The sequence below is a fragment of the Pseudomonas sp. BIGb0381 genome, from assembly GCF_024809815.1.
Taxonomy (GTDB): Bacteria; Pseudomonadota; Gammaproteobacteria; order Pseudomonadales; family Pseudomonadaceae; genus Aquipseudomonas.
Genome location: NZ_JANUEN010000008.1, coordinates 194655 through 215622, shown reverse-complemented (window position 1 = coordinate 215622; position 20968 = coordinate 194655). Strand labels below are relative to the sequence as shown.

At 62.7% G+C, this 20968-nt stretch carries 22 protein-coding genes; 16 read left to right on the top strand and 6 right to left on the bottom strand.

What is annotated here, in order from left to right; translation table 11 throughout:
• Positions 1-165: 165 nt before the first annotated feature.
• The 10 genes from nhaA to madM all read left to right on the top strand — a co-directional run bounded on the left by nhaA (position 166) and on the right by madM (position 9067).
• The gene (gene nhaA / locus M2397_RS21395) at positions 166-1512 is read left to right on the top strand and encodes a Na+/H+ antiporter NhaA (protein ID WP_145336896.1); all 1347 of its coding nucleotides are present in this window, start codon (positions 166-168) and stop codon (positions 1510-1512) included.
• A 433-nt stretch (positions 1513-1945) separates the two neighbouring features.
• The gene (mdcA, locus tag M2397_RS21390; RefSeq protein ID WP_131697490.1) at positions 1946-3616 is read left to right on the top strand and encodes a malonate decarboxylase subunit alpha; all 1671 of its coding nucleotides are present in this window, start codon (positions 1946-1948) and stop codon (positions 3614-3616) included.
• Complete coding sequence (locus M2397_RS21385) at positions 3617-4450, top strand: triphosphoribosyl-dephospho-CoA synthase (protein WP_145336895.1); 834 nt, start codon at positions 3617-3619, stop codon at positions 4448-4450.
• Entirely contained in the window at positions 4450-4749 is a 300-nt protein-coding gene (locus M2397_RS21380; protein ID WP_032884109.1) for a malonate decarboxylase subunit delta, read from the top strand. Before M2397_RS21385 ends, M2397_RS21380 begins: the two co-directional genes overlap by 1 nt.
• Positions 4742-5584 carry a biotin-independent malonate decarboxylase subunit beta gene (locus tag M2397_RS21375; RefSeq protein WP_131697488.1) on the top strand — a complete coding sequence of 281 codons (843 nt, stop codon included), beginning with the start codon at positions 4742-4744 and terminating at the stop codon, positions 5582-5584. The genes M2397_RS21380 and M2397_RS21375 overlap by 8 nt, the downstream gene beginning before the upstream one ends.
• Complete coding sequence (mdcE, locus tag M2397_RS21370) at positions 5581-6351, top strand: biotin-independent malonate decarboxylase subunit gamma (RefSeq protein WP_145336893.1); 771 nt, start codon at positions 5581-5583, stop codon at positions 6349-6351. The genes M2397_RS21375 and mdcE overlap by 4 nt, the downstream gene beginning before the upstream one ends.
• Entirely contained in the window at positions 6345-6941 is a 597-nt protein-coding gene (locus M2397_RS21365) for a malonate decarboxylase holo-ACP synthase (RefSeq protein WP_167656782.1), read from the top strand. The genes mdcE and M2397_RS21365 overlap by 7 nt, the downstream gene beginning before the upstream one ends.
• On the top strand, positions 6938-7837 hold the full coding sequence (gene mdcH / locus M2397_RS21360; RefSeq protein WP_259244360.1) for a malonate decarboxylase subunit epsilon: 900 nt from the start codon (positions 6938-6940) through the stop codon (positions 7835-7837). Before M2397_RS21365 ends, mdcH begins: the two co-directional genes overlap by 4 nt.
• A gap of 67 nt (positions 7838-7904) precedes the next feature.
• Positions 7905-8297: a malonate transporter subunit MadL gene (madL, locus tag M2397_RS21355; RefSeq protein WP_145336891.1), complete on the top strand. Its 393-nt coding sequence runs from the start codon at positions 7905-7907 to the stop codon at positions 8295-8297.
• A 5-nt stretch (positions 8298-8302) separates the two neighbouring features.
• A complete protein-coding gene (gene madM, locus M2397_RS21350) occupies positions 8303-9067 on the top strand; it encodes a malonate transporter subunit MadM (protein ID WP_131697483.1) in 765 nt (254 codons plus the stop codon).
• 21 nt (positions 9068-9088) lie between these two features.
• Here the strand turns inward: madM and M2397_RS21345 are convergent, their stop codons facing one another.
• Positions 9089-10009, bottom strand: coding sequence for a LysR substrate-binding domain-containing protein (locus M2397_RS21345; RefSeq protein WP_131697482.1), 921 nt, complete (start codon positions 10007-10009; stop codon positions 9089-9091).
• Between the two features lie 144 nt (positions 10010-10153).
• Here M2397_RS21345 and M2397_RS21340 point away from each other — a divergent pair, with 144 nt between their 5' ends.
• On the top strand, positions 10154-10771 hold the full coding sequence (locus tag M2397_RS21340; RefSeq protein ID WP_032884097.1) for a hemolysin III family protein: 618 nt from the start codon (positions 10154-10156) through the stop codon (positions 10769-10771).
• Positions 10772-10791: 20 nt separating this feature from the next.
• On the opposite strand, the gene M2397_RS21335 is transcribed toward M2397_RS21340, so the two are convergent.
• Complete coding sequence (locus M2397_RS21335) at positions 10792-11694, bottom strand: LysR family transcriptional regulator (RefSeq protein WP_259244359.1); 903 nt, start codon at positions 11692-11694, stop codon at positions 10792-10794.
• A 107-nt stretch (positions 11695-11801) separates the two neighbouring features.
• On the opposite strand from M2397_RS21335, the gene M2397_RS21330 reads away from it, so the two are divergent.
• Genes M2397_RS21330 through M2397_RS21320 form a run of 3 tightly spaced genes read left to right on the top strand, consistent with a single transcriptional unit; the run spans position 11802 to position 14338 of the window.
• Positions 11802-13049, top strand: a complete 1248-nt coding sequence (locus M2397_RS21330; protein WP_167656781.1) for a D-amino acid dehydrogenase — start codon at positions 11802-11804, stop codon at positions 13047-13049.
• A gap of 10 nt (positions 13050-13059) precedes the next feature.
• On the top strand, positions 13060-13410 hold the full coding sequence (locus M2397_RS21325; RefSeq protein ID WP_131697478.1) for a RidA family protein: 351 nt from the start codon (positions 13060-13062) through the stop codon (positions 13408-13410).
• Between the two features lie 25 nt (positions 13411-13435).
• Positions 13436-14338, top strand: a complete 903-nt coding sequence (locus tag M2397_RS21320; RefSeq protein WP_131697477.1) for a transporter substrate-binding domain-containing protein — start codon at positions 13436-13438, stop codon at positions 14336-14338.
• 13 nt (positions 14339-14351) lie between these two features.
• Here the strand turns inward: M2397_RS21320 and M2397_RS21315 are convergent, their stop codons facing one another.
• Complete coding sequence (locus M2397_RS21315; protein ID WP_131697476.1) at positions 14352-15071, bottom strand: 16S rRNA (uracil(1498)-N(3))-methyltransferase; 720 nt, start codon at positions 15069-15071, stop codon at positions 14352-14354.
• Between the two features lie 37 nt (positions 15072-15108).
• Positions 15109-16515, bottom strand: coding sequence for an adenosylmethionine--8-amino-7-oxononanoate transaminase (locus M2397_RS21310; RefSeq protein WP_259244358.1), 1407 nt, complete (start codon positions 16513-16515; stop codon positions 15109-15111).
• 272 nt (positions 16516-16787) lie between these two features.
• Between M2397_RS21310 and M2397_RS21305 the strand changes: the two genes are divergently transcribed.
• Together M2397_RS21305 and M2397_RS21300 are read left to right on the top strand one after the other, a co-directional pair.
• Positions 16788-17339 carry a cytochrome b gene (locus M2397_RS21305; RefSeq protein WP_141607511.1) on the top strand — a complete coding sequence of 184 codons (552 nt, stop codon included), beginning with the start codon at positions 16788-16790 and terminating at the stop codon, positions 17337-17339.
• A 32-nt stretch (positions 17340-17371) separates the two neighbouring features.
• Complete coding sequence (locus M2397_RS21300) at positions 17372-17950, top strand: YceI family protein (protein ID WP_131697473.1); 579 nt, start codon at positions 17372-17374, stop codon at positions 17948-17950.
• Positions 17951-18024: 74 nt separating this feature from the next.
• Here M2397_RS21300 and M2397_RS21295 read toward each other — a convergent pair whose 3' ends face one another.
• Both M2397_RS21295 and M2397_RS21290 read right to left on the bottom strand, forming a co-directional pair.
• Positions 18025-19923 carry a DEAD/DEAH box helicase gene (locus tag M2397_RS21295; RefSeq protein WP_131697472.1) on the bottom strand — a complete coding sequence of 633 codons (1899 nt, stop codon included), beginning with the start codon at positions 19921-19923 and terminating at the stop codon, positions 18025-18027.
• Between the two features lie 221 nt (positions 19924-20144).
• Complete coding sequence (locus tag M2397_RS21290; RefSeq protein ID WP_145336888.1) at positions 20145-20936, bottom strand: ABC transporter substrate-binding protein; 792 nt, start codon at positions 20934-20936, stop codon at positions 20145-20147.
• Positions 20937-20968: the final 32 nt, after the last annotated feature.

Below are 20968 nucleotides of genomic sequence, written 5' to 3'. Positions count from 1 at the left end.
TCCGTTGCCGATTAAGTGGCGCATCCGCCAACGTTGCATTCGAGACGCCTCATAGGGTTTGCACCCGCTGCCTCGGCTTCATATCATCGCTGCGGGTGCGGTGTCGCGTGTTGCGCATTGCAGGTTAAATTCAAGCGTTGGTCGGGCCGCCATCGGAGTGCACCCGTGCCTGAAAAAAAACCGCTATCGCCCACCATTCCCCGTCCGCAAGTCTTGGCCGAGCGTGCCCTGTCTGCTCTGGAGCGGTTTTCCCATATCGAAGCGGTCAGCGGTATCGCGCTACTGGTGGCGGCCCTTGTGGCCCTGACCTGGGCCAACAGTCCTTATGCCGCCAGCTATGAACACCTTTGGCATACCCAGATAACCCTGGGTTTTGGCGAGTGGAGTGTTTCCAGGTCGCTGCACTTTCTAGTGAACGACGGTCTGATGACGATTTTCTTCCTGGTGGTTGGGGCTGAGATACGCCAGGAAATCCACGAAGGTGCCTTGGCCAGTTTCAAGATGGCCGTCTTGCCGCTGGGTGCAGCCTTGGGGGGCGTGGTGGTACCGGCCCTCATTTACCTGGCGATCAACCACGGCACTGAGGCCAGCCATGGCTGGGCCGTGCCGACCGCGACGGACATCGCCTTTGCGGTGGGCGTGCTGGCGTTGTTGGGCAAGTCAATTCCCGGCGGCGTGCGCATTCTGTTGCTGGCCTTGGCGATTATCGATGACATCGTCGCCATCCTGATCATCGCGCTGTTCTACACCGCCAGCCTCGATTTGAGCGGCGTCGTGATTGCCTTGGGCGGGGTGCTGATGGTCCTGTTGTTCCAGCGCATGGGGATCAGCAAGATGGTGCTGTACATCCTGCCAGGTGCGATCGTCTGGTACGGTCTGCTCAAGACCGGCGTACATCCCACGCTGGCCGGCGTGCTGCTCGGCCTGATGAGCCCGGTGCGCTCGATGCCGATGCGCGAGCGACCACTGGAAAGCCTGCAGCGCAACTTCCACGAATTGGTCGACAAGTTTTCTGCAAAGGGCCAGGACCCGCAGGCGGTGCATCAACCCCTCAAGCAGATACGCCAGGCGCAGCGCGAAATGCTCTCGCCCGTGCAGCGTATCCAGACCGCGCTGCATCCCTGGGTCGCGTTCGGCATCATGCCGTTGTTTGCCCTGGCCAACGCCGGGGTGAACCTGGCCGGCGCAAACCTCGACGAGGTGATGTCCCAGCACGTCTTCATCGCGGTGATCCTGGCATTGGTGGTGGGCAAGCCGGTCGGTGTCATCCTGGCCTGCGGGCTGCTGGTCAAATCGCGGTTGTGCCAGTTGCCGCAGGGTGTGACGTGGTCCGGCGTGGTGCTGGTGGGTTTGCTCGCGGGTATCGGCTTTACCATGTCGATCTTTATCGCCTCATTGGCGTTCAACGATGCCAGCCTGCTCTCCGCCGCCAAACTGAGCGTGCTGTGCGCTTCCGGCCTGGCGGCCGTGCTGGGATTGAGTTGGGGTTGGGCCCAGCGCAAGCGCGCCTGACGATCTGCGCAGGGAGAGCCCGATGGGTGGGCTCTCGGATTTTCCCAGCAGGATTTTGCGCTGTGCATGAACTTGTCGCGTGCTGTCAGCGCGCCGGCTCTTCGTACCCGTCATCGCAAAAAACGATGACACGCAATTGCAAGTCCGACGGAACTGTTTAGGCGTACAAACGCCCAGCCAACCAACGGGCGTTTTTTGTGCTCGCTGCTTTATGGCGGCTGCGCGCAGGAGGTCTTCGGACCTGCTGGGTGTCGAGTTGGGGCAGTTGTTGGTGGATCGGGCGCTGGAGCAGATCAGCCCTTCACTGGGCTCAGCTTAGCGTTTGCTGATGCTCCATTACTCCAGCCGTAATGATCCGTCGCCCAGCTTGATTGATGGCCCCCTGAATCACTCCTAAGGTACAGCCCACGACAGCAAACCTCGTGGAGCGACCATGACAACAACAATAAACCCCGACTCGCGCTGGACGCGGCGGCGCGACGAGAAGCAGCGGCGGCTCGGGCGGGTCAAGCAGTACGCCGACGGGGCCGTGTTACCCAGCGACAGGATCGTCGAGGCACTTGAGGCGCTGATCCTTCCCGGCGACCGTGTGGTGCTGGAGGGCAACAACCAGAAGCAAGCCGACTTCCTCTCGCGCTCCCTGGCCAAGGCCGACCCGGCCAAGCTCCACGATTTGCACATGATCATGCCCAGCGTCGGGCGGTCCGAGCACTTGGACCTGTTTGAAAAGGGCATCGCACGCAAACTCGACTTTTCCTTCGCCGGCACGCAATCCCTGCGCATCAGCCAGTTGCTCGAAGACGGCCTGCTGGAAATCGGTGCGATCCATACCTACATCGAACTCTATGCACGGCTGGTGGTGGACCTGATTCCCAACGTCGTACTTTCCGCCGGTTTCATGGCCGACCGTGCCGGCAATATCTACACCGGCGCCAGCACCGAAGACACTCCCGCGCTGATCGAACCCGCCGCCTTCAGCGATGGCATCGTGATCGTGCAGGTCAATCAGTTGGTGGATGACGTCACCGACTTGCCGCGCGTCGACATCCCCGCCAGTTGGGTGGATTTTGTGGTGGTGGCCGACAAGCCGTTCTACATCGAGCCGCTGTTCACCCGCGACCCGCGCCATATCAAACCCGTGCATGTGTTGATGGCGATGATGGCGATCCGTGGCATCTACGAAAAACACAATGTGCAATCGCTCAACCACGGCATCGGTTTCAACACCGCCGCCATCGAATTGATCCTGCCCACCTACGGCGAATCCCTGGGCCTGAAGGGCAAGATCTGCCGCAACTGGACCCTCAACCCGCACCCCACGCTAATCCCCGCCATCGAAAGCGGTTGGGTGGAAAGCGTGCATTGCTTCGGCACCGAACTGGGCATGGAGAACTACATCGCCGCCCGCCCGGATGTGTTCTTCACCGGCCGCGACGGTTCGATGCGCTCCAACCGGATGTTCTGCCAATTGGCCGGCCAGTACGCGGTGGACCTGTTTATCGGCGCCACCCTGCAAGTCGACGGCGACGGCCATTCCAGCACCGTGACCCGTGGCCGCCTCGCCGGTTTCGGTGGGGCGCCGAACATGGGCCACGACCCGCGCGGTCGCCGCCATGGCACGCCGGCGTGGCTGGATATGCGTCACGACGATGCGCCGGTTGCGCTGCTGGAGCGCGGCAAAAAGCTCGTGGTGCAGATGGTCGAGACCTTCCAGGAAGGCGGCAAGCCCACCTTCGTCGACACCCTCGACGCCGTGGAAGTGGCGCGTAAAAGCGGCATGCCCCTGGCGCCGATCATGATCTATGGCGACGACGTCACCCACCTGCTCACCGAAGAAGGCATCGCCTACCTGTACAAGGCGCGGTCCCTGGAAGAGCGCCAGGCGATGATCGCCGCCGTCGCCGGGGTGACCGCCATCGGCATGCGCCATAACCCCAAGGACACCGCGCGCATGCGCCGCGAAGGCCTGATCGCCTTGCCCGAAGACTTGGGTATCCGCCGCACCGACGCCACCCGCGAGTTGTTGGCCGCCAAGAGCGTGGCCGACCTGGTGGAGTGGTCTGGTGGCCTGTACAACCCGCCCGCCAAATTCAGGAGCTGGTAAATGCGCGCCCTTAAACTGCACGAACTCAGCCTCGCGGATCGCCTGGCGGATATGGCCGTCGATGCGCTGATCGATGAAGCCGACCTGTCGCCCAAGCCTGCCCTGGTGGACCGTCGCGGCAACGGCGCCCACAGTGATTTGCACCTGGGGCTGATGCACGCGTCGGCGCTGTCGCTGTGGCCGATGTTCAAGGAAATGGCGGAGGCCGCGCTTGAGTTCGGTGAAGTCGGCTTGCCCCTGCGCGAAGCCCTCGGCCGTATCGGGCGCGAAGGTGAACAAGCGATGCTCGCCACCACCCATGGCGTGAACACCCATCGTGGCGCGATCTGGGCCCTTGGCCTACTGACCGCAGCGGCGGCGCTGGAACCCCGCGCCATACCGCTGAATGCCGCCAGACTCGCGCTGCTTAACGACCGCTACGCGCCGCAAACCGCGAGCCACGGCGCCCAGGTTGCCCTGCGCTACGGCGCACGCGGTGCCCGTGAAGAAGCGCAACTGGGCTTCCCGTCGGTGCTGCAGCGCGGCCTGCCGCAACTGCACAAAAGCCGCCAACAAAACGCTGGTGAACAGAACGCGCGCCTGGACGCTTTGCTCGCGATCATGACCGACCTGGCCGACACCTGCGTGCTCTATCGCGCCGGCCTGGAAGGCCTGCATGCCATGCAGCGCGGTGCCCAGGCCGTGCTCGACGCCGGCGGCAGTGCAAGCCTCGCCGGGCGCCGCCAATTGCATGAGCTGGACCACCAACTGCTGGCCCTGAATGCCTCCCCCGGCGGCGCCGCCGACCTGTTGGCCGCCTGCCTGTTTATCGACCGCCTCGACGGAGCGTTGTGATGGAAACCTTATCCTTTGAATTTCCCGCCGGGCAGCCGCCAAAAGGCCGTGCGCTGGTGGGTTGCGTCGGCTCGGGCGACCTGGAAGTGCTGCTGGAACCAGGCACGGCCGGCACGTTGACCATCCAGGTACAGACCTCGGTGAATGGCGCCGAACAACGCTGGCAACACCTGTTCGAACGCATCTTCCAAGAGCAGACACCGCCGGCCCTGAACATTGATATTCACGATTTCGGCGCCACCCCCGGCGTGGTGCGCCTGCGCCTGGAGCAGGGTTTCGAGGAGATCGGCCATGACTGACTTGCTCGCTAAACACAGCTTCGTGGAACTGGGTGCGCGGCAGCGGGCCAAGGCCTTGTTGGATGCCGGCACCTTTCGCGAACTGATCGACCCGTTCCAGCGCGTCATGTCGCCCTGGCTCAGCCGCCAAGGTGTGGTGCCCCAGGCCGATGACGGGGTGGTGATCGCCAAGGGCAGCATCGGCGACTTGCCTGTGGTGATTGCAGCCATTGAAGGCAACTTCCAGGGCGGCAGCCTCGGTGAAGTGGGCGGCGCGAAAATCGCCGGCGCCCTGGAACTGGCCGCCGAAGACAACCGCAAGGGCATCCCGACCCGCGCGGTGCTGCTGCTGGAAACCGGCGGCGTGCGCTTGCAGGAAGCCAACCTCGGCCTGGCCGCGATTGCCGATATACACGCGGCGATTGTCGACCTGCGCCAGTACCAGCCGGTGATCGGCGTAGTGGCGGGCAGCGTTGGCTGTTTCGGCGGCATGTCCATTGCGGCCGGGCTGTGCAGTTACCTCGTCGTGACCCGCGAAGCGCGTCTGGGGCTCAATGGTCCGCAGGTGATCGAACAGGAAGCCGGGTTGGAAGAATACGACTCCCGCGACCGTCCTTTTATCTGGAGCCTCACGGGCGGCGAACAGCGTTTCAACAGCGGCCTGGCCGACCGTTACGTGGCCGACGATGCGGCGCAGATCCAGCAGACTGTCAGCGCGTTGTTGCAGCAAGGCGTGCCCGCACAACAACGCAGTCGCCAGGCTGATTATTACCTCACACGCTTGGCCGAGTTGGACGCCGTACCGCAAATCGACCCGGCGACGGTGCGCGAGCTGTATCAAGGAGAACGCTCATGAGAGGCTTGCAGTGGTTCAACGCATTGAGCGCCGGCGCTCCACCTGTAGAAGGTTTGCCGGCGTCGCTGAGGGTTGCCGACGGTGTATTGGGTGAGCAAAAGGTGCGCTTTGTCGCCGTGGTTACCGACGCGCAAAACCGCTTCCCTCGGGCGCGCAATGGCGAAGTCGGCCTGCTCGAAGGCTGGGGCCTGGCCAAGGCCGTCGATGAGGCCATCGCACGCGGCGACAAGCGCCCGATCATCGCCATCGTCGATGTGCCCAGCCAAGCCTACGGCCGTCGCGAAGAGGCCCTCGGCATCCATCAGGCCCTGGCCGCTGCCGCCGACAGCTATGCCCGCGCTCGCCTCGCCGGCCACCCGGTGATTGCGCTGCTGGTGGGCAAGGCCATGTCCGGTGCGTTCCTGGCCCACGGTTACCAGGCCAACCGCCTGATCGCCCTGCGCGATCCCGGTGTGATGGTGCACGCCATGGGCAAGGCGTCGGCCGCGCGGGTGACCTTGCGCAGCGTCGAAGAGCTGGAAGCCCTGGCCGCCAGTGTGCCGCCCATGGCCTATGACATCGACAGCTATGCCAGCCTCGGTTTGCTGTGGGAGACCTTGTCGGTCAGCCAGATTGAACAGCCCACCGCGGATGATGTAGCGCGGGTCACTGATTGCCTGGTGCATGCGATCAAGGATGTCGGCAGCACCGATTTGCGCGGGCGCCTCGGCGCGACAAATCGCGCAGCCTCCAGCCACGTTCGCCAACTGCTGCGGGAACAATGGTGAACGCCCACGACTTGCTCTGGGGCATGACCCCGGCGCATGTGCCCGCCGATGCACCGGCCTGGGTGCTGGAGGCGCTTGGCGCCGGCCACCCGGTGGTAGTGCGCCGCGCCATTGCCGAACCGGGTTATGTGGCGGTCGGCGTGCGCGGGCGTTTGCGTGAGCAACGTTTTGCTGCGCGGATGCCGCTGGCGGCAGTGCAGCGGCGAGTGATACCGGAAGCGTTGCGCGGGGTGATCTCTCCGAGGGATTTACCCGCGTTGCGCGCGCTCGACCAACTGCGGCCGGTGCTGGCGCAGGAGACGTGGGGCGTCACAGGCAGCGCGGGTTTCGAGTTGGCCTGTGGGGTTGAAGCGCTGCATGCCCAGAGTGATCTGGATTTGATGCTGCGCACGCCCGAGCCTTTGGCCCGAGGTGATGCCGAAGATCTCCTGGCGATGCTTGATAGGGCTGAGTGCGCCGTCGACCTGCAACTGCAAACCCCGTTCGGCGCCGTCGCCTTGCGCGAATGGGCCAGCGGCTCACGCCGTGTGCTGCTGAAAACCGCCAGCGGCGCGCATCTTGTGCTCGACCCTTGGCAGGCCGTGGCATGAGCAGCCTTCTGGTGTTTCCGGGGCAGGGTGCCCAGCGACCAGGCATGCTCCAGTCGCTGCCCGAACCTGTGCTGGAAGAAGCCAGCGATGCCCTGGGCGAAGACGTGCGCCTGCTCGATTCCGCGCAAGCCCTGGCCAGTACCCGCGCCGTGCAACTGTGCCTGTTGATTGCCGGCGTGGCCCACGCCCGTCTGTTGGATCGCACCCCGGATTACGTCGCGGGCCTGTCCATCGGTGCCTACCCGGCTGCGGTCATCGCCGGTGCCCTGGCGTTTGCCGAGGCGGTAAAACTGGTGAGCCTGCGCGGCCAACTGATGCAAAACGCTTATCCACACGGCTACGGCATGACCGCGATCATCGGCGTGGAGTTATCCACCGTCGAAAAAATCCTCGCCGACATCCACAGCCCCGAAACCCCGGTGTACCTGGCCAATATCAACGCCGATAACCAGAGCGTGATCGCCGGCAGCGACGAGGCCATGAAACGTGTTGCCGCGCGCATCAAGGGCAATGGCATCGCCAAACGCCTGGCCGTCAGTGTGCCGTCCCATTGCGCGCTGCTGGCGCAACCGGCCGAGGCCCTGGCCCAGGCATTTGTCCCGCTCAAGGCGCCGCGCATCAACTACCTGAGCAGCACCCGCGCGCGTCCGATCCACAACCCCGAACAACTTCGCGACGACCTGGCCTTCAACATGTGCCGCGTCGTTGACTGGCGCGGCACCGTGCAAAGCGCCTACGAGCGCGGTGTGCGCCTGCAAATCGAACTGCCCCCGGGCGCGGTGCTCACCGGCCTGTCACGCCGCGTGTTTGAACAAGGCACGGTGATCGCCTGCGAAGGCGCACGCCTGGATACCTTGCAGGCCCTGCTGGAAGAGGAGGAGCGCCGCCACCGATAAAGCACTACCCAAGGCTGTCGAAGCACAAAAACAACAATTTCGATCGAGCACTTCGAGGACAACAACAATGATTATTTACGGTGTGGCGTTTTTGGCGCTCTGCACGTTGGCCGGCCTGTTTGTCGGTGAGCTGCTGGGTAAATGGATGGGTATCCCGGCCAACGTAGGCGGGGTGGGTATCGCCATGCTGCTGTTGATCGGCCTGGGCAGTTATCTCAGCAAACGTGGCTGGTTTACCAGCAAATCGGAGCCGGGCGTGAGCTTTTGGGCGGCGATTTATATCCCGATCGTGGTGGCCATGGCTGCCCAGCAGAACGTGTATGGCGCCATCAGTGGCGGGCCCATGGCGATATTGGCCGGGACGGTTGCCGTGGTATTGGGATTTGCCCTGGTGCCCGTACTGACGCGTATCGGCAACCATGAGCCGAGTGCAGTTGTTCCCACCAAAGAAGCCGGGTGATCGCCATGTACGAATCCATGATGAAAGTGATCACCGGTTACGGACTGATCAGCGGTTTCGCGGTGATCGGCCTGACCATGTGGGTGTCCTACTGGATTTCCGACACGTTTACCAAAGGCCGCCTGCACGGCTCGGCCATCGCCATTTTGCTGGGGCTGGTGCTGTCGTATGTGGGCGGTGCCTTCACCGGTGGCTCCAAAGGGGTAGTGGATATTCCATTGTTGTCGGGCATCGGCCTGTTGGGTGGGGCGATGCTGCGCGACTTCGCCATCGTTGCCACCGCTTTTGGCGTGAGTGTCGATGAGTTGAAGCGCGCCGGATACGTCGGCGTGTTGGCGCTGTTTGTCGGCGTGGGGTCTTCATTCGTGGCTGGGGTCGGGGTGGCCATGGCGTTCGGCTATACCGATGCGGTGAGCCTTACCACCATTGGCGCGGGTGCCGTGACCTACATCGTCGGCCCGGTCACCGGCGCGGCGATTGGTGCCAGTTCCGAGGTGATGGCGTTATCCATTGCCGCCGGGTTGATCAAAGCCATTCTGGTGATGGTGATGACACCGTTTGTGGCGCCGCTGATTGGCTTGAACAACCCGCGCAGCGCGGTGATTTTTGGCGGGTTGATGGGCACCTCCAGCGGCGTGGCGGGCGGGTTGGCGGCGACTGATCCCAAGCTGGTGCCTTATGGCTGTCTGACGGCGGCATTCTATACGGCGCTGGGATGCTTGCTGGGTCCGTCGCTGTTGTTTTTGATGATGCGCGGATTGGTGGGCTGACCTGCCCCCAATCGCGGAGTGTCAGGCTGTCCCCTGCCGATTGGCATACATCCGACACTCCGCCAACAACGCCAGTAAGTTCGGATCACGCTCCTTGGCCTTCAGAAACACCACCCCGATATGCTGCTGCAACCGATACCGGGGTTGCAGCGGTATCAGCTTCACGCGGTTTTCATACACCGCCGCAATCCGCCCCGGCAGCAACGCATAACCCACCCCCGAACTGACCATGCTCAGCAGTGTGAAGATGTCATTCACCTGCATCGCCACCTTCGGCTCGAACCCCGCCTGCTTGAACACGCGGTTGCCGTCCTGGTGGGTGGCGAAGCCTTGGGTGAGGGTGATGAACGTGGCATCGCGCACGTCGGCGAGGTCGATTTCCTGGTCGCGGTCGAAGGGCGAGTCGGCCGGGGTGGCGAGGAAAATGTCGTCGGAGAACAGCGCAATCTGTTCGCAGTCGGGGTCGTTGGCGTGTTCGTCGAGGGAGATGAGGATCGCGTCGACTTCCATGTTCTTGAGCTTGTACAGCAGGTCGAAATTGGAGCCGAGGATCAGGTCGATATTGAGTTCGCTGCGCCTGATTTTCAGGCCCATGATCAGTTGCGGCACGGTCTTGACCGTCAGCGAATACAGCGAGCCGAGCTTGAAGCGTTCGGCAGAGAAACCGGCGGCTTCGCGGGTCAGGCGTACGCTGTCGACCACATCGGCGATCAGTTTCTGCGCGCGTTCTTCTAACACGTAGGCGCTTTCCAGCGGGGTGAGGTTGCGGCCCTCGTGTTTGAACAGCGGGCAGCGCAGGGCATTTTCCAGGGAGTGGATGGCGCGGTGCACGCTGACATTGCTGGTTTGCAGTTCGGCGGCGGCGCGGGCCAGGTTGCCGGTGCGCATGAATGCCAGGAAGATTTCCAGCTTTTTGAGGGTGAATTCTTCGTCGATCAGCATGGCCGTGGGCTCTTGTTCGAATGCATCCGATTGTGCCCGCAAAACCGTGCGGCGTCCTCGGAACGTCACAAGACGCTTGCACTCTTATGCGCAAGGCTGGACGCTTGCCAGCCAGTTCCAGCGGCTACAGGAGGTCAGTGACAGATGTATCACGGGGAACGATTCAACGCCTGGAGCCATTTGCTCGGTGCGGTCGCGGCGTGTATTGGTGCCGTGTGGATGTTGGTGGTGGCGAGCCTGGACGGCAGCCCCTGGAAGATCGTCAGCGTGGCGATTTATGGCTTTACGCTGATGGTGCTGTACAGCGCGTCGACCGTGTACCACAGCGTCCAGGGGCGGCGAAAAGAGATCATGCAGAAGGTCGATCACTTTTCGATCTACCTGTTGATCGCCGGCAGCTACACACCGTTTTGCCTGGTGACGCTGAGAGGCCCGTGGGGGTGGACGTTGTTCGGCATCGTGTGGGGGCTGGCGGTGATCGGCATCCTGCAAGAGATCAAGCCGCGCTCCGAGGCGCGCATCCTGTCCATCGTGATTTATGCGGTAATGGGCTGGATCGTGCTGGTGGCGGTCAAGCCGCTGATTGCCGCGCTGGGGACGGCGGGGTTTACCTGGCTGGCGGCGGGCGGGGTGCTGTACACCGTCGGCATCATCTTCTTCGCCCTGGAGGATCGCCTGCGGCATTCCCATGGGATCTGGCATTTGTTTGTGATCGGCGGGAGCCTGCTGCACTTTGTGGCGATCATGCATTACGTGCTTTGAATGCGGGAGGGGCGGTGTCCTTAGAGGCGCCCCAATAACTCGCCTGCGCGCTTGCTCAGGATCTCCAACAGGTTTGCCAGCATATGCGGCGGTGGTTCATCGGCGCGGGTCAGGGCGTAGAGGGTGATCGGCAGCGGCGGTGTGAGCGTGCGGATGCAGGTGGTGGCCGTTGAGGCGCCCAACGCCGTGAACGGATCGATGACCGTCAAGCCGGCGCCGGATTCCACCATCGCCCGGGCCAGGGAGTAGGTTTGCACTGAAATCGTCACTCGAGGCGGTGGGTCGACATGTTCCAGGTAGCTGTCGAGTTTCGCCGCCAGCGGGTCGGCGCTGGACAGGCCAATCAACGGCGCACCCGCCAGCTCAGCCAGTGGCAGCGCCTGATGCAGTGCTGTGTCTGGCCAGTAGTTTTTCGACGCCAGGGCCACCAACACGCCATTGGCCAGCACCTGTGTGGTCAACCCAGGATGGCCGGAGAAGTTGAGGGTCAACGCCAGGTCGATTTCACGCATCAGCAGTTTTTGCACCAGCTCGCGGCTATGGTCGCTGGACAGCTCGCACGCGATGTCCGGGTAGTCGCGCTTCCATTCCAGAATCGCCGGTGGCAACAGCGACAGCGCCAACGCCGGGATTGCGCCAACCCGCACGCTTTGCCCTGGGGCGCGGCGCAAGCTCTTGGCCAGGCGTCGCACACCTTGCAGGCTCTCGGTGACTTTCTCGACCTCGCTTTCCAGCGCCAGGGCTTCCGGCGTGGGCTGCAATTTACCGCGCACCCGCAGGAACAGCGGAAAGCCTAGCTGCAACTCGGCATGCTGCAACACCTTGGTCACCGCCGGTTGCGACACATGCAGCAACTGCGCAGCCGCACTGACGGAGCCGGTCTGGCGGATGGCCTGGAAGATTTCGATATGACGCAAGCGCATGGCAAGTCCATAACCTTTGTTTATAGGTGGTCCATCTTTATTCATTGTCGCTGGCCTGTCACCTGCGCCTACGCTTGAGTCTACTTATTCAAGGGCTGGAGGTCGGGATGGCCAGGCAGGTTTGCATCATTGGCGGTGGGGTTATCGGCCTGGCGAGTGCTTATGCGCTGGTGCGTGCCGGCCATGAAGTGACGGTGATCGATGCGCGCGACACCTTGGGCAGCGAAACCAGTTTCGCCAATGGCGGGCAATTGTCCTACCGCTATGTCGCACCGCTGGCTGATGCGGGAGTGCCGCTGCAGGCGATTGGCTGGTTACTGCGCGGTGACTCGCCGCTGAAGCTGCGCCCCCGCCTGGACCCTCAGCAATGGCGCTGGATGGCCGCCTTTATCGGCGCCTGCCGGGGCTCGGTGAACAAGCGTAATGCCGCCCATTTGCTACGCCTGGCAAGCCTGAGTCAAAACACCCTGCAGCAATGGCGCGTCGACGATCGCTTGGACGCTTTCAACTGGCGGCGTAATGGCAAGCTGGTGACCTTTCGTAATGCCGACACCTTTGAGCGCGCGCGCAGCAAGGTCACCGATATCCTGCAACAACAGGTACTGTCGACGCTGGATTGTGCGCGCCTGGAGCCGGCGCTGGCGCAGGCGGCGGAGGAGTTTGTCGGGGGGATCTACACGCCGAATGAGGAAGTGGCGGACTGTCATGCCTTCTGCCAACAGCTGGCGGCACGCCTTGAAGCGTCGGGGCGCTGCACCTTTTTGCTGGGGCGCAAGGTCACCGGGATTCGCCATGCGGGTGGCGCGGTGCAGGCCATCGAGTTGGGTGGCGAAGTGATGCCAGTGGAACACCTGGTGCTCGCGGCCGGTCATCGCAGCGCCGAGTTGGCGTTGCCGGGTTTGTCATTGCCACTGTATCCGCTCAAGGGCTACAGCCTCAGCGTGCCGATTGGCGCGCAGCACCAAGCGCCGAATGTGAGCATCACCGACTACGACCGCAAGATTGTCTACGCGCGTATTGGCGAACAGCTGCGGGTGGCGGCTATGGTGGATATCGTCGGCTTTGACGCCAGCCTTGAGCCCAAGCGCCTGGCGCTGATGAAACGTCAGGCGATCGAGACATTTCCTACAGCTGGCGACTATGCCCATGCCGTGGAATGGGCCGGTATGCGCCCGGCCACCCCGACCGGTGTGCCGCTGATTGGCCCCAGTGTCTATCGCAACCTGTGGCTGAACCTGGGCCACGGCGCCCTCGGCTTTACCCTGGCGTGTGGCAGTGGCCAATTACTGGCCGAACTGATCGACCACCACCTACCTTCCATTGATATGCAGGGCCTGGCGCCCCGCGCTGCATAAGGATGCTTCCATGACCATCAACCGAATCAGCAGCAACGAGCGACTGTCCGGCGCCGTCACGTTCAAGGATCTGGTATTCCTTTCGGGCCAGGTGCCCGGCGAAGGCCAGGATGTGGCGACGCAAACCCGCGAAGTGCTGGCCAAGGTCGATGCGCTGCTGGCCCAGGCCGGCAGTGACAAGGATCATTTGCTGAACGCGACCATTTACTTGAAAGACATCGGCAGCGGTTTCGCGCCGATGAATGACGTATGGGCCGCCTGGCTATCGCCGGGGATGGCGCCGACGCGCACCACCTTGCAGGCGGAACTGGCACGGCCGAGTGTGCTGGTGGAAATCAGCGTGATAGCTGTACGTAAATAACGTTAAAGACCAACGGAGAATAACAATGAAAAAAATCCTGTTGACCGGCTGCACCCTGGGCCTTTTGCTGGGGGCACACGCCCATGCCAATCAGGCGCCGCTGGACGGTACGCTGGGCAAGATCGCCAACGCCAAGTCCATCACCCTGGGTTATCGCGACGCGTCGGTGCCGTTTTCCTACGTGGGCGATCACAGCGGCAAGCCGATGGGCTATTCGGTGGACCTGGCCAGCAAGATCGTCGAGCGTATCCAGCAGAAAACCGGGGTGGCCGACCTTAAGGTGAAGTACAACCTGGTGACCTCTCAGACGCGCATTCCGCTGGTGCAGAACGGCACTGTCGACCTGGAGTGCGGTTCCACCGGGGTGACCGCCGAGCGGCAGAAACAGGTGGCGTTTTCCTACGGGTTTATTTACGTGAAAGGCCAGTTGCTGACGGCTAAAGACAGCGGCATCAAGGGCTTCGCCGACCTGGGGGGCAAGAACGTGGTGACCACCGCCGGCACCACCAACGAGCGTTTTCTCAAGCGTTACAACGCCGAGCACAAGAGCAATATGTTCGTCATCAGCGCCAAGGACCACGGCGAGGCATTCAAGATGCTCGAGACGGGCCGCGCGGCCGCGTTCTATATGGACGATGCATTGCTCTACGGCGAACGCGCCAAAGCCCGCGACCCGCATAACTGGGTGGTGGTGGGCGAGGAACAGTCGCGGGAGATCTACAGCTGCATGGTGCGCAAGGATGACCCGCAGTTTCTCGCGGTGGTCAACGAGACCCTCGGCGACCTGTACCGCTCGGGGGAGATCAACGGGATTTACCAGCGCTGGTTTGAACAGCCGATTCCGCCCAAGGGCTTGAACCTGGAATTCCCGATGACCAGTGAGTTGAAGGCGATCATTGCCAAGCCGATCAGCGATCCGGTGGACTGATCACCTCCCACCGTTAGAAGTCGCCCCAGAGTTGTTGGGCGACGGCCAACGCGACGACGGGCGCAGTCTCGGTGCGCAACACGCGGGGGCCGAGGCGGGCGGCGTGGAAGCCGGCGCCTTGGGCGGTGTCGACTTCGTTGTCGGTCAGCCCACCCTCCGGCCCGATCAGAAACGCCAGGCTCGCAGGCTTGGCATGGCTGACCATTGGCTCGGCCACCGGGTGCAGCACCAGCTTCAGATCCGCCTCGACCTGCTTCAACCAGTCTGCCAGCAGCAACGGCGGATGAATCACCGGCACCGTCGAACGCCCGCATTGCTCACACGCGCTGATCGCCACCTGGCGCCAGTGCAGCAGGCGTTTGTCGGCGCGTTCGTCCTTGAGGCGCACTTCGCAGCGGTCACTGAAGATCGGTGTGATGGCGTTGACGCCCAGCTCGGTGGCTTTCTGGATCGCCCAATCCATGCGCTCGCCCCGGGACAGGCCCTGGCCGAGGTGGATGTGCAGCGGCGATTCGGCCTGGCCGGCGAAGCTTTCCGTCAGTTGCACGGTGACGCGTTTTTTACCGACTTCCAGCAGACTGCCCAGGAACTCCTGGCCGGAACCGTCGAACAATTGCACGGCGTCACCTTCGCCCATGCGCAGTACGCGGCTGATGTAGTGCGCCTGGGCTTCGGGCAGTTCGTGATCGCCGAGGCTCAGCGGGGTGTCGGTGAAAAAGCGGGACAGTCTCATTTCTGTTCTCTGGAAAAAGGTGTAGGTGTGCCGGCAATCAACCCGGATCGCGGAAGCCGGGGTGGAAGTCCTTCGGCACCGCCACGCTGACTTTGCTGTTGGTGGCGATGTCGATGCCCTCGCTGGCAACTTCGGCGAGGAAGTCGATTTGCTCCGGCGTAATCACGTAGGGCGGCAGGAAATACACCACGCTGCCCAGCGGCCGCAACAGCGCGCCGCGTTCCAGGGCGTGTTCGAATACCTTCAGGCCACGGCGTTCCTGCCACGGGTAAGCGGTCTTGGTGGCCTTGTCCTGGACCATTTCGATGGCCAGCACCATGCCGGTCTGGCGTACTTCCGACACATGCGGATGGTCGACCAAGTGCGCCGTTGCCGTGGTCATGCGCTGGGCCAGGGCCTTGTTGTTTTCGATGACGTTGTCTTCTTCGAAAATATCCAGGGTTGCCAGGGCCGCCGCGCACGCCAGCGGGTTGCCGGTGTAGCTGTGGGAGTGCAGGAAGGCGCGCAGGGTCGGGTAGTCGTCGTAGAACGCGTCGTAGACGTCATCGGTGGTGACCACGGCGGCCAACGGCAGGTAGCCGCCAGTCAGGGCCTTGGACAAACACAGGAAGTCCGGACGGATGCCGGCCTGTTCACAGGCGAACATGGTCCCGGTGCGGCCGAAGCCCACGGCGATTTCATCGTGGATCAGGTGCACGCCATAGCGGTCGCAGGCCTCGCGCAGCAGCTTGAGGTACACCGGGTGGTACATGCGCATGCCGCCGGCGCCTTGGATCAGCGGCTCGACGATCACGGCGGCGACGGTGTCGTGGTGCTCGGCCAGGGTCTGCTCCATGGCCATGAACAGGTTGCGCGAGTGTTCTTCCCAGCTCATGCCCTCGGGGCGCAGGTAGCAGTCCGGGCTCGGCACCTTGAGGGTGTCCAGCAGCAGCGCCTTGTAGGTCTCGGTAAACAGCGGCACGTCGCCCACCGACATCGCGGCGATGGTTTCGCCGTGGTAGCTGTTGGTGAGGGTGACGAAGCGTTTTTTGTTTGGCAGGCCACGGTTGAGCCAATAGTGAAAGCTCATCTTCAGCGCGACTTCGATGCACGACGAACCGTTATCGGCGTAGAAGCAGCGGGTCAGGCCCTCGGGGGTCATCTTTACCAGGCGCTCGGACAACTCGATCACCGGCTGGTGGCTGAAACCGGCGAGGATCACGTGTTCCAGTTGGTCGACCTGGTCCTTGATGCGCTGGTTGATGCGCGGGTTGGCGTGGCCGAAGACGTTGACCCACCAGGAGCTGACGGCGTCGAGGTAGCGCTTGCCTTCGAAGTCTTCCAGCCAGACGCCTTCCCCGCGCTTGATCGGGATCAGCGGCAGTTGCTGGTGGTCTTTCATCTGGGTGCAGGGATGCCACAGCACCGCGAGGTCGCGTTGCATCCACTGGTTGTTCAAGCCCATCGGTGATCTCCTCGAAGCGGTCCTGCGAGCGGCGCAGGTGAAACAATCGCGCAAGCCTATGCAATGGTGGCCCGGGTCACAAGCCATTGTGGGGAATTCGGAGTAAACGTAGGACGGACTGTCACGTTTCTTAGGAATAGTCCTTAATCCTTGGTTAACTTACTGTGCATACGCTCTAGATCGTATTTCTCGATATTTCAAAGCAAAATTTTCCGCTTTAATTCGATAGGTAAATCGCTAGTCTTGGGCGCAGCTCTTACGGGATTAAGTACATGCAGCTACGTAACTCTCCGGCCCGTTATGGCTGGGTCAGTATGGTTTTGCACTGGGGCGTGGCCCTGGTGGTGTTCGGGCTGTTCGCCCTGGGCTTGTGGATGGTCGGTCTCGACTATTACAGCGCCTGGCGCAAAGAAGCGCCGGACCTGCACAAGAGCATTGGCATCACGCTGTTCGCCATCATGCTGGTACGAATCGTCTGGCGCCTGATCAGCCCGCCGCCTCCGCCGCTGGCCAGTTACAGCCGCTTGACCCGCATCGGTGCCGCGTTCGGCCACGCGTTCCTTTATCTCGGGCTGTTTGCCGTGATGATCGCCGGTTACCTGATTTCCACCGCAGACGGTGTCGGTATCCCGGTGTTTGGCCTGTTTGAAATTCCTGCCGTGGTTTCCGGTCTACCGGACCAGGCAGACACCGCTGGCGTGGTGCACCTGTACCTCGCTTGGGTGTTGGTAGTCTTCGCCGGCTTGCACGGCGTGGCTGCGTTGAAACACCACTTTATCGATCGTGATGCGACCCTCACGCGAATGCTGGGGCGCAAAGCCTGATGTTCAACCTCGACTCACAAGGAATAGAAAGCATGTTGAAGAAGACCCTCGCCGCTCTGGCAATCGGTACAGCGCTGCTGTCTGCAGGTCAGGTGATGGCCGCTGACTACAAAATCGACAAGGAAGGCCAACACGCCTTCATCGACTGGAAAATCAGCCACCTGGGCTACAGCTACATCCACGGTACCTTCAAGGACTGGGATGGTACGTTCAGCTGGGATGCCGCCAAGCCTGAAGCCAGCAAAATCGCAGTCGACGTGAAAACCGCCAGCCTGTGGTCCAACCACGCTGAACGTGACAAGCACATCGCCAGCAAGGATTTCCTGGACGTTGCCAAGTTCGCGGACGCCAAGTTCGTGTCCACCGCGGTTAAATCCACCGGCGAAAAAACTGCTGACGTGACGGGCGACCTGACCTTCCACGGCGTGACCAAGCCTGTGACCTTCAAGGCTACGTTCAACGGTGAAGGCAAGGATCCATGGGGCGGCGAACGTGCTGGCTTCAACGCCAAGACCACGCTGGACCTGAACGACTTCGGCATCAAAGGCCCAGGCCCGACTTCCCAGACTGTCGACCTGGACATCTCGCTGGAAGGCGTGAAAGCGAAGTAATGCTTCGCAGGTAGGAGCGAGCAAGCTCGCTCCTACAGGCAAAAAAAACCCGTATCTAGCGATACGGGTTTTTTTTATGCCTCGCGGTTGCGGGTCAGCAATGCCGGTTTTTCACCACGAGGACGGCCTGGCAGTTGATCCAACTGCTCAGGTGTCGGGAAGCGATCAGCCTTCGACTCCTTGTGGATGATCTTTGGCGCCGGACCACCGCGCGGGTTCTGCACGGCTGGCTCGGACAAACGCGGCTGGTCATCACGGGCCGGGCGGCGGTTGTTGCTGCGCGAATCTTCGCGACGTGCCTGGCCATCACGCGGTGCACCGTTACGCGGGCCGCTGCGCTTGGCCGGCGGGGTGCCGGTCGTGCCGCCGCTGCTGTTGCGTGGGCCGTTCTGACGACCGCCCTGAGGCTGGCCGCCACGTGGAGCGCCAGTCCCGGCAGCTGCGCCCGGCGCCGGAGCACCGGGACGACGGCCACGGCCCTGGGCTGGTTTGGCCTGGGGTACGTAGTCAACGCGGTTACCAAAGTTATCCACGTCGTCGTCGAGGAACTCGTCGGGGGCGCGGTCGGCTGTGGCACGTGGCGGCTGGCTCGGCTGGCGCTGTTCGCGGGCCGGGGTGCCTTCACGGGGCTTCTGCTCGCGGGCTGGGCGTTCGCCACGGCCGTTGGTGGGCGCTTTTTCCTTGCCGCCTTTGTCTTTGCCCTTGTCGCGACGACCACCGCCACCACCGCCGCCATTCGGGCCATCGCCCTTTGGACCGCGTGGGTTACGTGGGTTGCGCACGTCCGGACGCTCACGCACTTCAGGCTTCTCGGCCTCAACGGCGCTGGCATCGAAGCCCATCAGGTCACCATCGGCGATTTTCTGCTTGGTCATGCGTTCGATGCTTTTCAGCAGTTTCTCTTCATCCGGGGCAACCAGGGAAATGGCTTCACCCGAACGACCGGCACGGCCGGTACGGCCGATACGGTGCACGTAGTCTTCGTCGACGTTTGGCAGCTCGAAGTTGACCACGTGTGGCAACTGGTCGATGTCCAGGCCGCGTGCGGCGATATCGGTGGCGACCAGGATGCGCACTTCACCGGCCTTGAAGTCGGCCAGGGCTTTGGTGCGGGCGTTCTGGCTCTTGTTGCCGTGGATGGCGACGGCGGTGAGGCCGTGCTTGTCCAGGTACTCGGCCAGGCGGTTGGCGCCGTGCTTGGTGCGGGTGAACACCAGCACCTGTTCCCAGGCGCCGGCAGTGATCAGGTGCGCCAGCAATGAACGCTTGTGGCTGGCAGCCAGGCGGAAGACGCGTTGCTCGATACGCTCGACCGTGGTGTTCGGCGGCGTGACTTCGATGCGCTCCGGGTTGTGCAGCAGCTTGCCGGCCAGGGCAGTGATGTCTTGGGAGAACGTTGCCGAGAACAGCAGGTTCTGACGTTTGGCCGGCAGGCGGGCGAGGACCTTCTTCACGTCATGGACAAAGCCCATGTCGAGCATGCGGTCGGCTTCGTCCAGCACGAGGATTTCCACGTGGGACAAATCGACGCTGCCTTGGCCGCACAGGTCGAGCAAACGACCGGGGCACGCCACCAGCACGTCAACACCGCGGGACATGGCCTGAACCTGTGGGTTCATGCCGACGCCGCCGAAGATGCAGGCGCTGACGAACTTCAGGTCGCGGGCGTACAGCTTGAAGCTGTCGTGCACCTGGGCGGCGAGTTCGCGGGTAGGGGTCAGGACCAGTACGCGCGGTTGGCGCGGGCCGTGACGCTGGGATTTGTCCGGGTGACCGTTGGGGAACAACCGCTCCAGAATCGGGAGGGCGAAGCCGCCGGTTTTACCAGTACCTGTCTGAGCCGCAACCATCAGGTCGCGACCTTGCAACACGGCGGGAATAGCCCGCTGTTGCACCGGAGTAGGCTCGGTATAGCCCGCTGCCTCGATGGCGCGGACTAAAGCCTCGGAGAGACCGAGGGAAGCAAAGGACATGAGTAATCCTGTTTTAGTTAGGGCTTGGCCCAAAGGGATAATCTTGCCGGGCGTGAATGGCGCTTAGGGGAGCGCAATCCCGTCCGGTCCTGCTGCGTCTGGCGGGCACTCCACCGGCTCGCGCGGGCTGAAAGCTGCGCAGTAGCGGGGTTGGGTGCCTTTTTCAGGACCTCAGCGGCCGGGCGTGAGCCTGGCGGAAAGGCCGGAGTATAACAGAGCAATCACGGCGCGCTGCTTTCCTGCTGCTCAACGGTGCCTCCGGGCGCTGTTTTGGCTTGGATTCCACCATATTTGGCGCTCAAGGCGGCATAGGCCGGCTCCTGTTTGAAACGCTTGAGTTCGGCGGCAAAGCGTTGCACCAGCAGGTCCATCCCCGCGCCACGGCGAACGGCAAGGTATTGCTGCTGGCGGCTGACCACAACGGGAGCCTGGCTGACCTTGTCCTCCAGGCCCAGCGTCTTGATCACATGCTGGCCGACCCTGCGGTCGGTGATCGCCAGGTCGATGCGCCCCAGCAGCAATTTGCCGAAGTTGGCCTCATGGCTGGGGGCCGGCTCGCGGTTGAACGCGGCAGAGTCGCTGAAGGGGGCGCTGTACAGGTAGCCTGGGGACGTGCCGACAGTCAGGCCGCCAAGGTCGTCAAGGCTTTGGACCGGGTAAGGGCGCTCGTTGGCGTAGAACATCACGAACTCCACTTCCGACAACGGTTCGCTGGGGTACAGCAGCAGCGCGTCGCGGTCGTGACTGTGGAAAATATCCAGTGCGCCATCGGCATTGCCCTGGTCAAGCATGGCCAGACAGCGCTTCCAGGGCAGGAACTGCCATTGCACATCGACCCCCAGGCGCTGGAACACGATCACCGTGGTTTCGTAGTCCAGCCCGCGCATGGCGCCGTGTTCTTCATACACGTAAGGCGCCCAGGGCTCGGTGACAATGCGCAATTTCTCGCCATAAGCGGCCAGGCTCAAGCAAGTAAAAAGCGCAGCGGTCAACAGCTTCAGAATGACGGGCATGCCCCGAGGTTACGACGCCCGCGCGCTAAAGA

Bases quoted from the DNA above. Each gene is read 5' to 3' on its own strand.
- mdcA (WP_131697490.1), top strand. From the start codon at position 1,946: ATGACAACAACAATAAACCCCGACTCGCGCTGGACGCGGCGGCGCGAC.
- M2397_RS21385 (WP_145336895.1), top strand. From the start codon at position 3,617: ATGCGCGCCCTTAAACTGCACGAACTCAGCCTCGCGGATCGCCTGGCG.
- M2397_RS21380 (WP_032884109.1), top strand. From the start codon at position 4,450: ATGGAAACCTTATCCTTTGAATTTCCCGCCGGGCAGCCGCCAAAAGGC.
- M2397_RS21375 (WP_131697488.1), top strand. From the start codon at position 4,742: ATGACTGACTTGCTCGCTAAACACAGCTTCGTGGAACTGGGTGCGCGG.
- mdcE (WP_145336893.1), top strand. From the start codon at position 5,581: ATGAGAGGCTTGCAGTGGTTCAACGCATTGAGCGCCGGCGCTCCACCT.
- M2397_RS21365 (WP_167656782.1), top strand. From the start codon at position 6,345: ATGGTGAACGCCCACGACTTGCTCTGGGGCATGACCCCGGCGCATGTG.
- mdcH (WP_259244360.1), top strand. From the start codon at position 6,938: ATGAGCAGCCTTCTGGTGTTTCCGGGGCAGGGTGCCCAGCGACCAGGC.
- madL (WP_145336891.1), top strand. From the start codon at position 7,905: ATGATTATTTACGGTGTGGCGTTTTTGGCGCTCTGCACGTTGGCCGGC.
- madM (WP_131697483.1), top strand. From the start codon at position 8,303: ATGTACGAATCCATGATGAAAGTGATCACCGGTTACGGACTGATCAGC.
- M2397_RS21345 (WP_131697482.1), bottom strand. From the start codon at position 10,009: ATGCTGATCGACGAAGAATTCACCCTCAAAAAGCTGGAAATCTTCCTG.
- M2397_RS21340 (WP_032884097.1), top strand. From the start codon at position 10,154: ATGTATCACGGGGAACGATTCAACGCCTGGAGCCATTTGCTCGGTGCG.
- M2397_RS21335 (WP_259244359.1), bottom strand. From the start codon at position 11,694: ATGCGCTTGCGTCATATCGAAATCTTCCAGGCCATCCGCCAGACCGGC.
- M2397_RS21330 (WP_167656781.1), top strand. From the start codon at position 11,802: ATGGCCAGGCAGGTTTGCATCATTGGCGGTGGGGTTATCGGCCTGGCG.
- M2397_RS21325 (WP_131697478.1), top strand. From the start codon at position 13,060: ATGACCATCAACCGAATCAGCAGCAACGAGCGACTGTCCGGCGCCGTC.
- M2397_RS21320 (WP_131697477.1), top strand. From the start codon at position 13,436: ATGAAAAAAATCCTGTTGACCGGCTGCACCCTGGGCCTTTTGCTGGGG.
- M2397_RS21315 (WP_131697476.1), bottom strand. From the start codon at position 15,071: ATGAGACTGTCCCGCTTTTTCACCGACACCCCGCTGAGCCTCGGCGAT.
- M2397_RS21310 (WP_259244358.1), bottom strand. From the start codon at position 16,515: ATGGGCTTGAACAACCAGTGGATGCAACGCGACCTCGCGGTGCTGTGG.
- M2397_RS21305 (WP_141607511.1), top strand. From the start codon at position 16,788: ATGCAGCTACGTAACTCTCCGGCCCGTTATGGCTGGGTCAGTATGGTT.
- M2397_RS21300 (WP_131697473.1), top strand. From the start codon at position 17,372: ATGTTGAAGAAGACCCTCGCCGCTCTGGCAATCGGTACAGCGCTGCTG.
- M2397_RS21295 (WP_131697472.1), bottom strand. From the start codon at position 19,923: ATGTCCTTTGCTTCCCTCGGTCTCTCCGAGGCTTTAGTCCGCGCCATC.
- M2397_RS21290 (WP_145336888.1), bottom strand. From the start codon at position 20,936: ATGCCCGTCATTCTGAAGCTGTTGACCGCTGCGCTTTTTACTTGCTTG.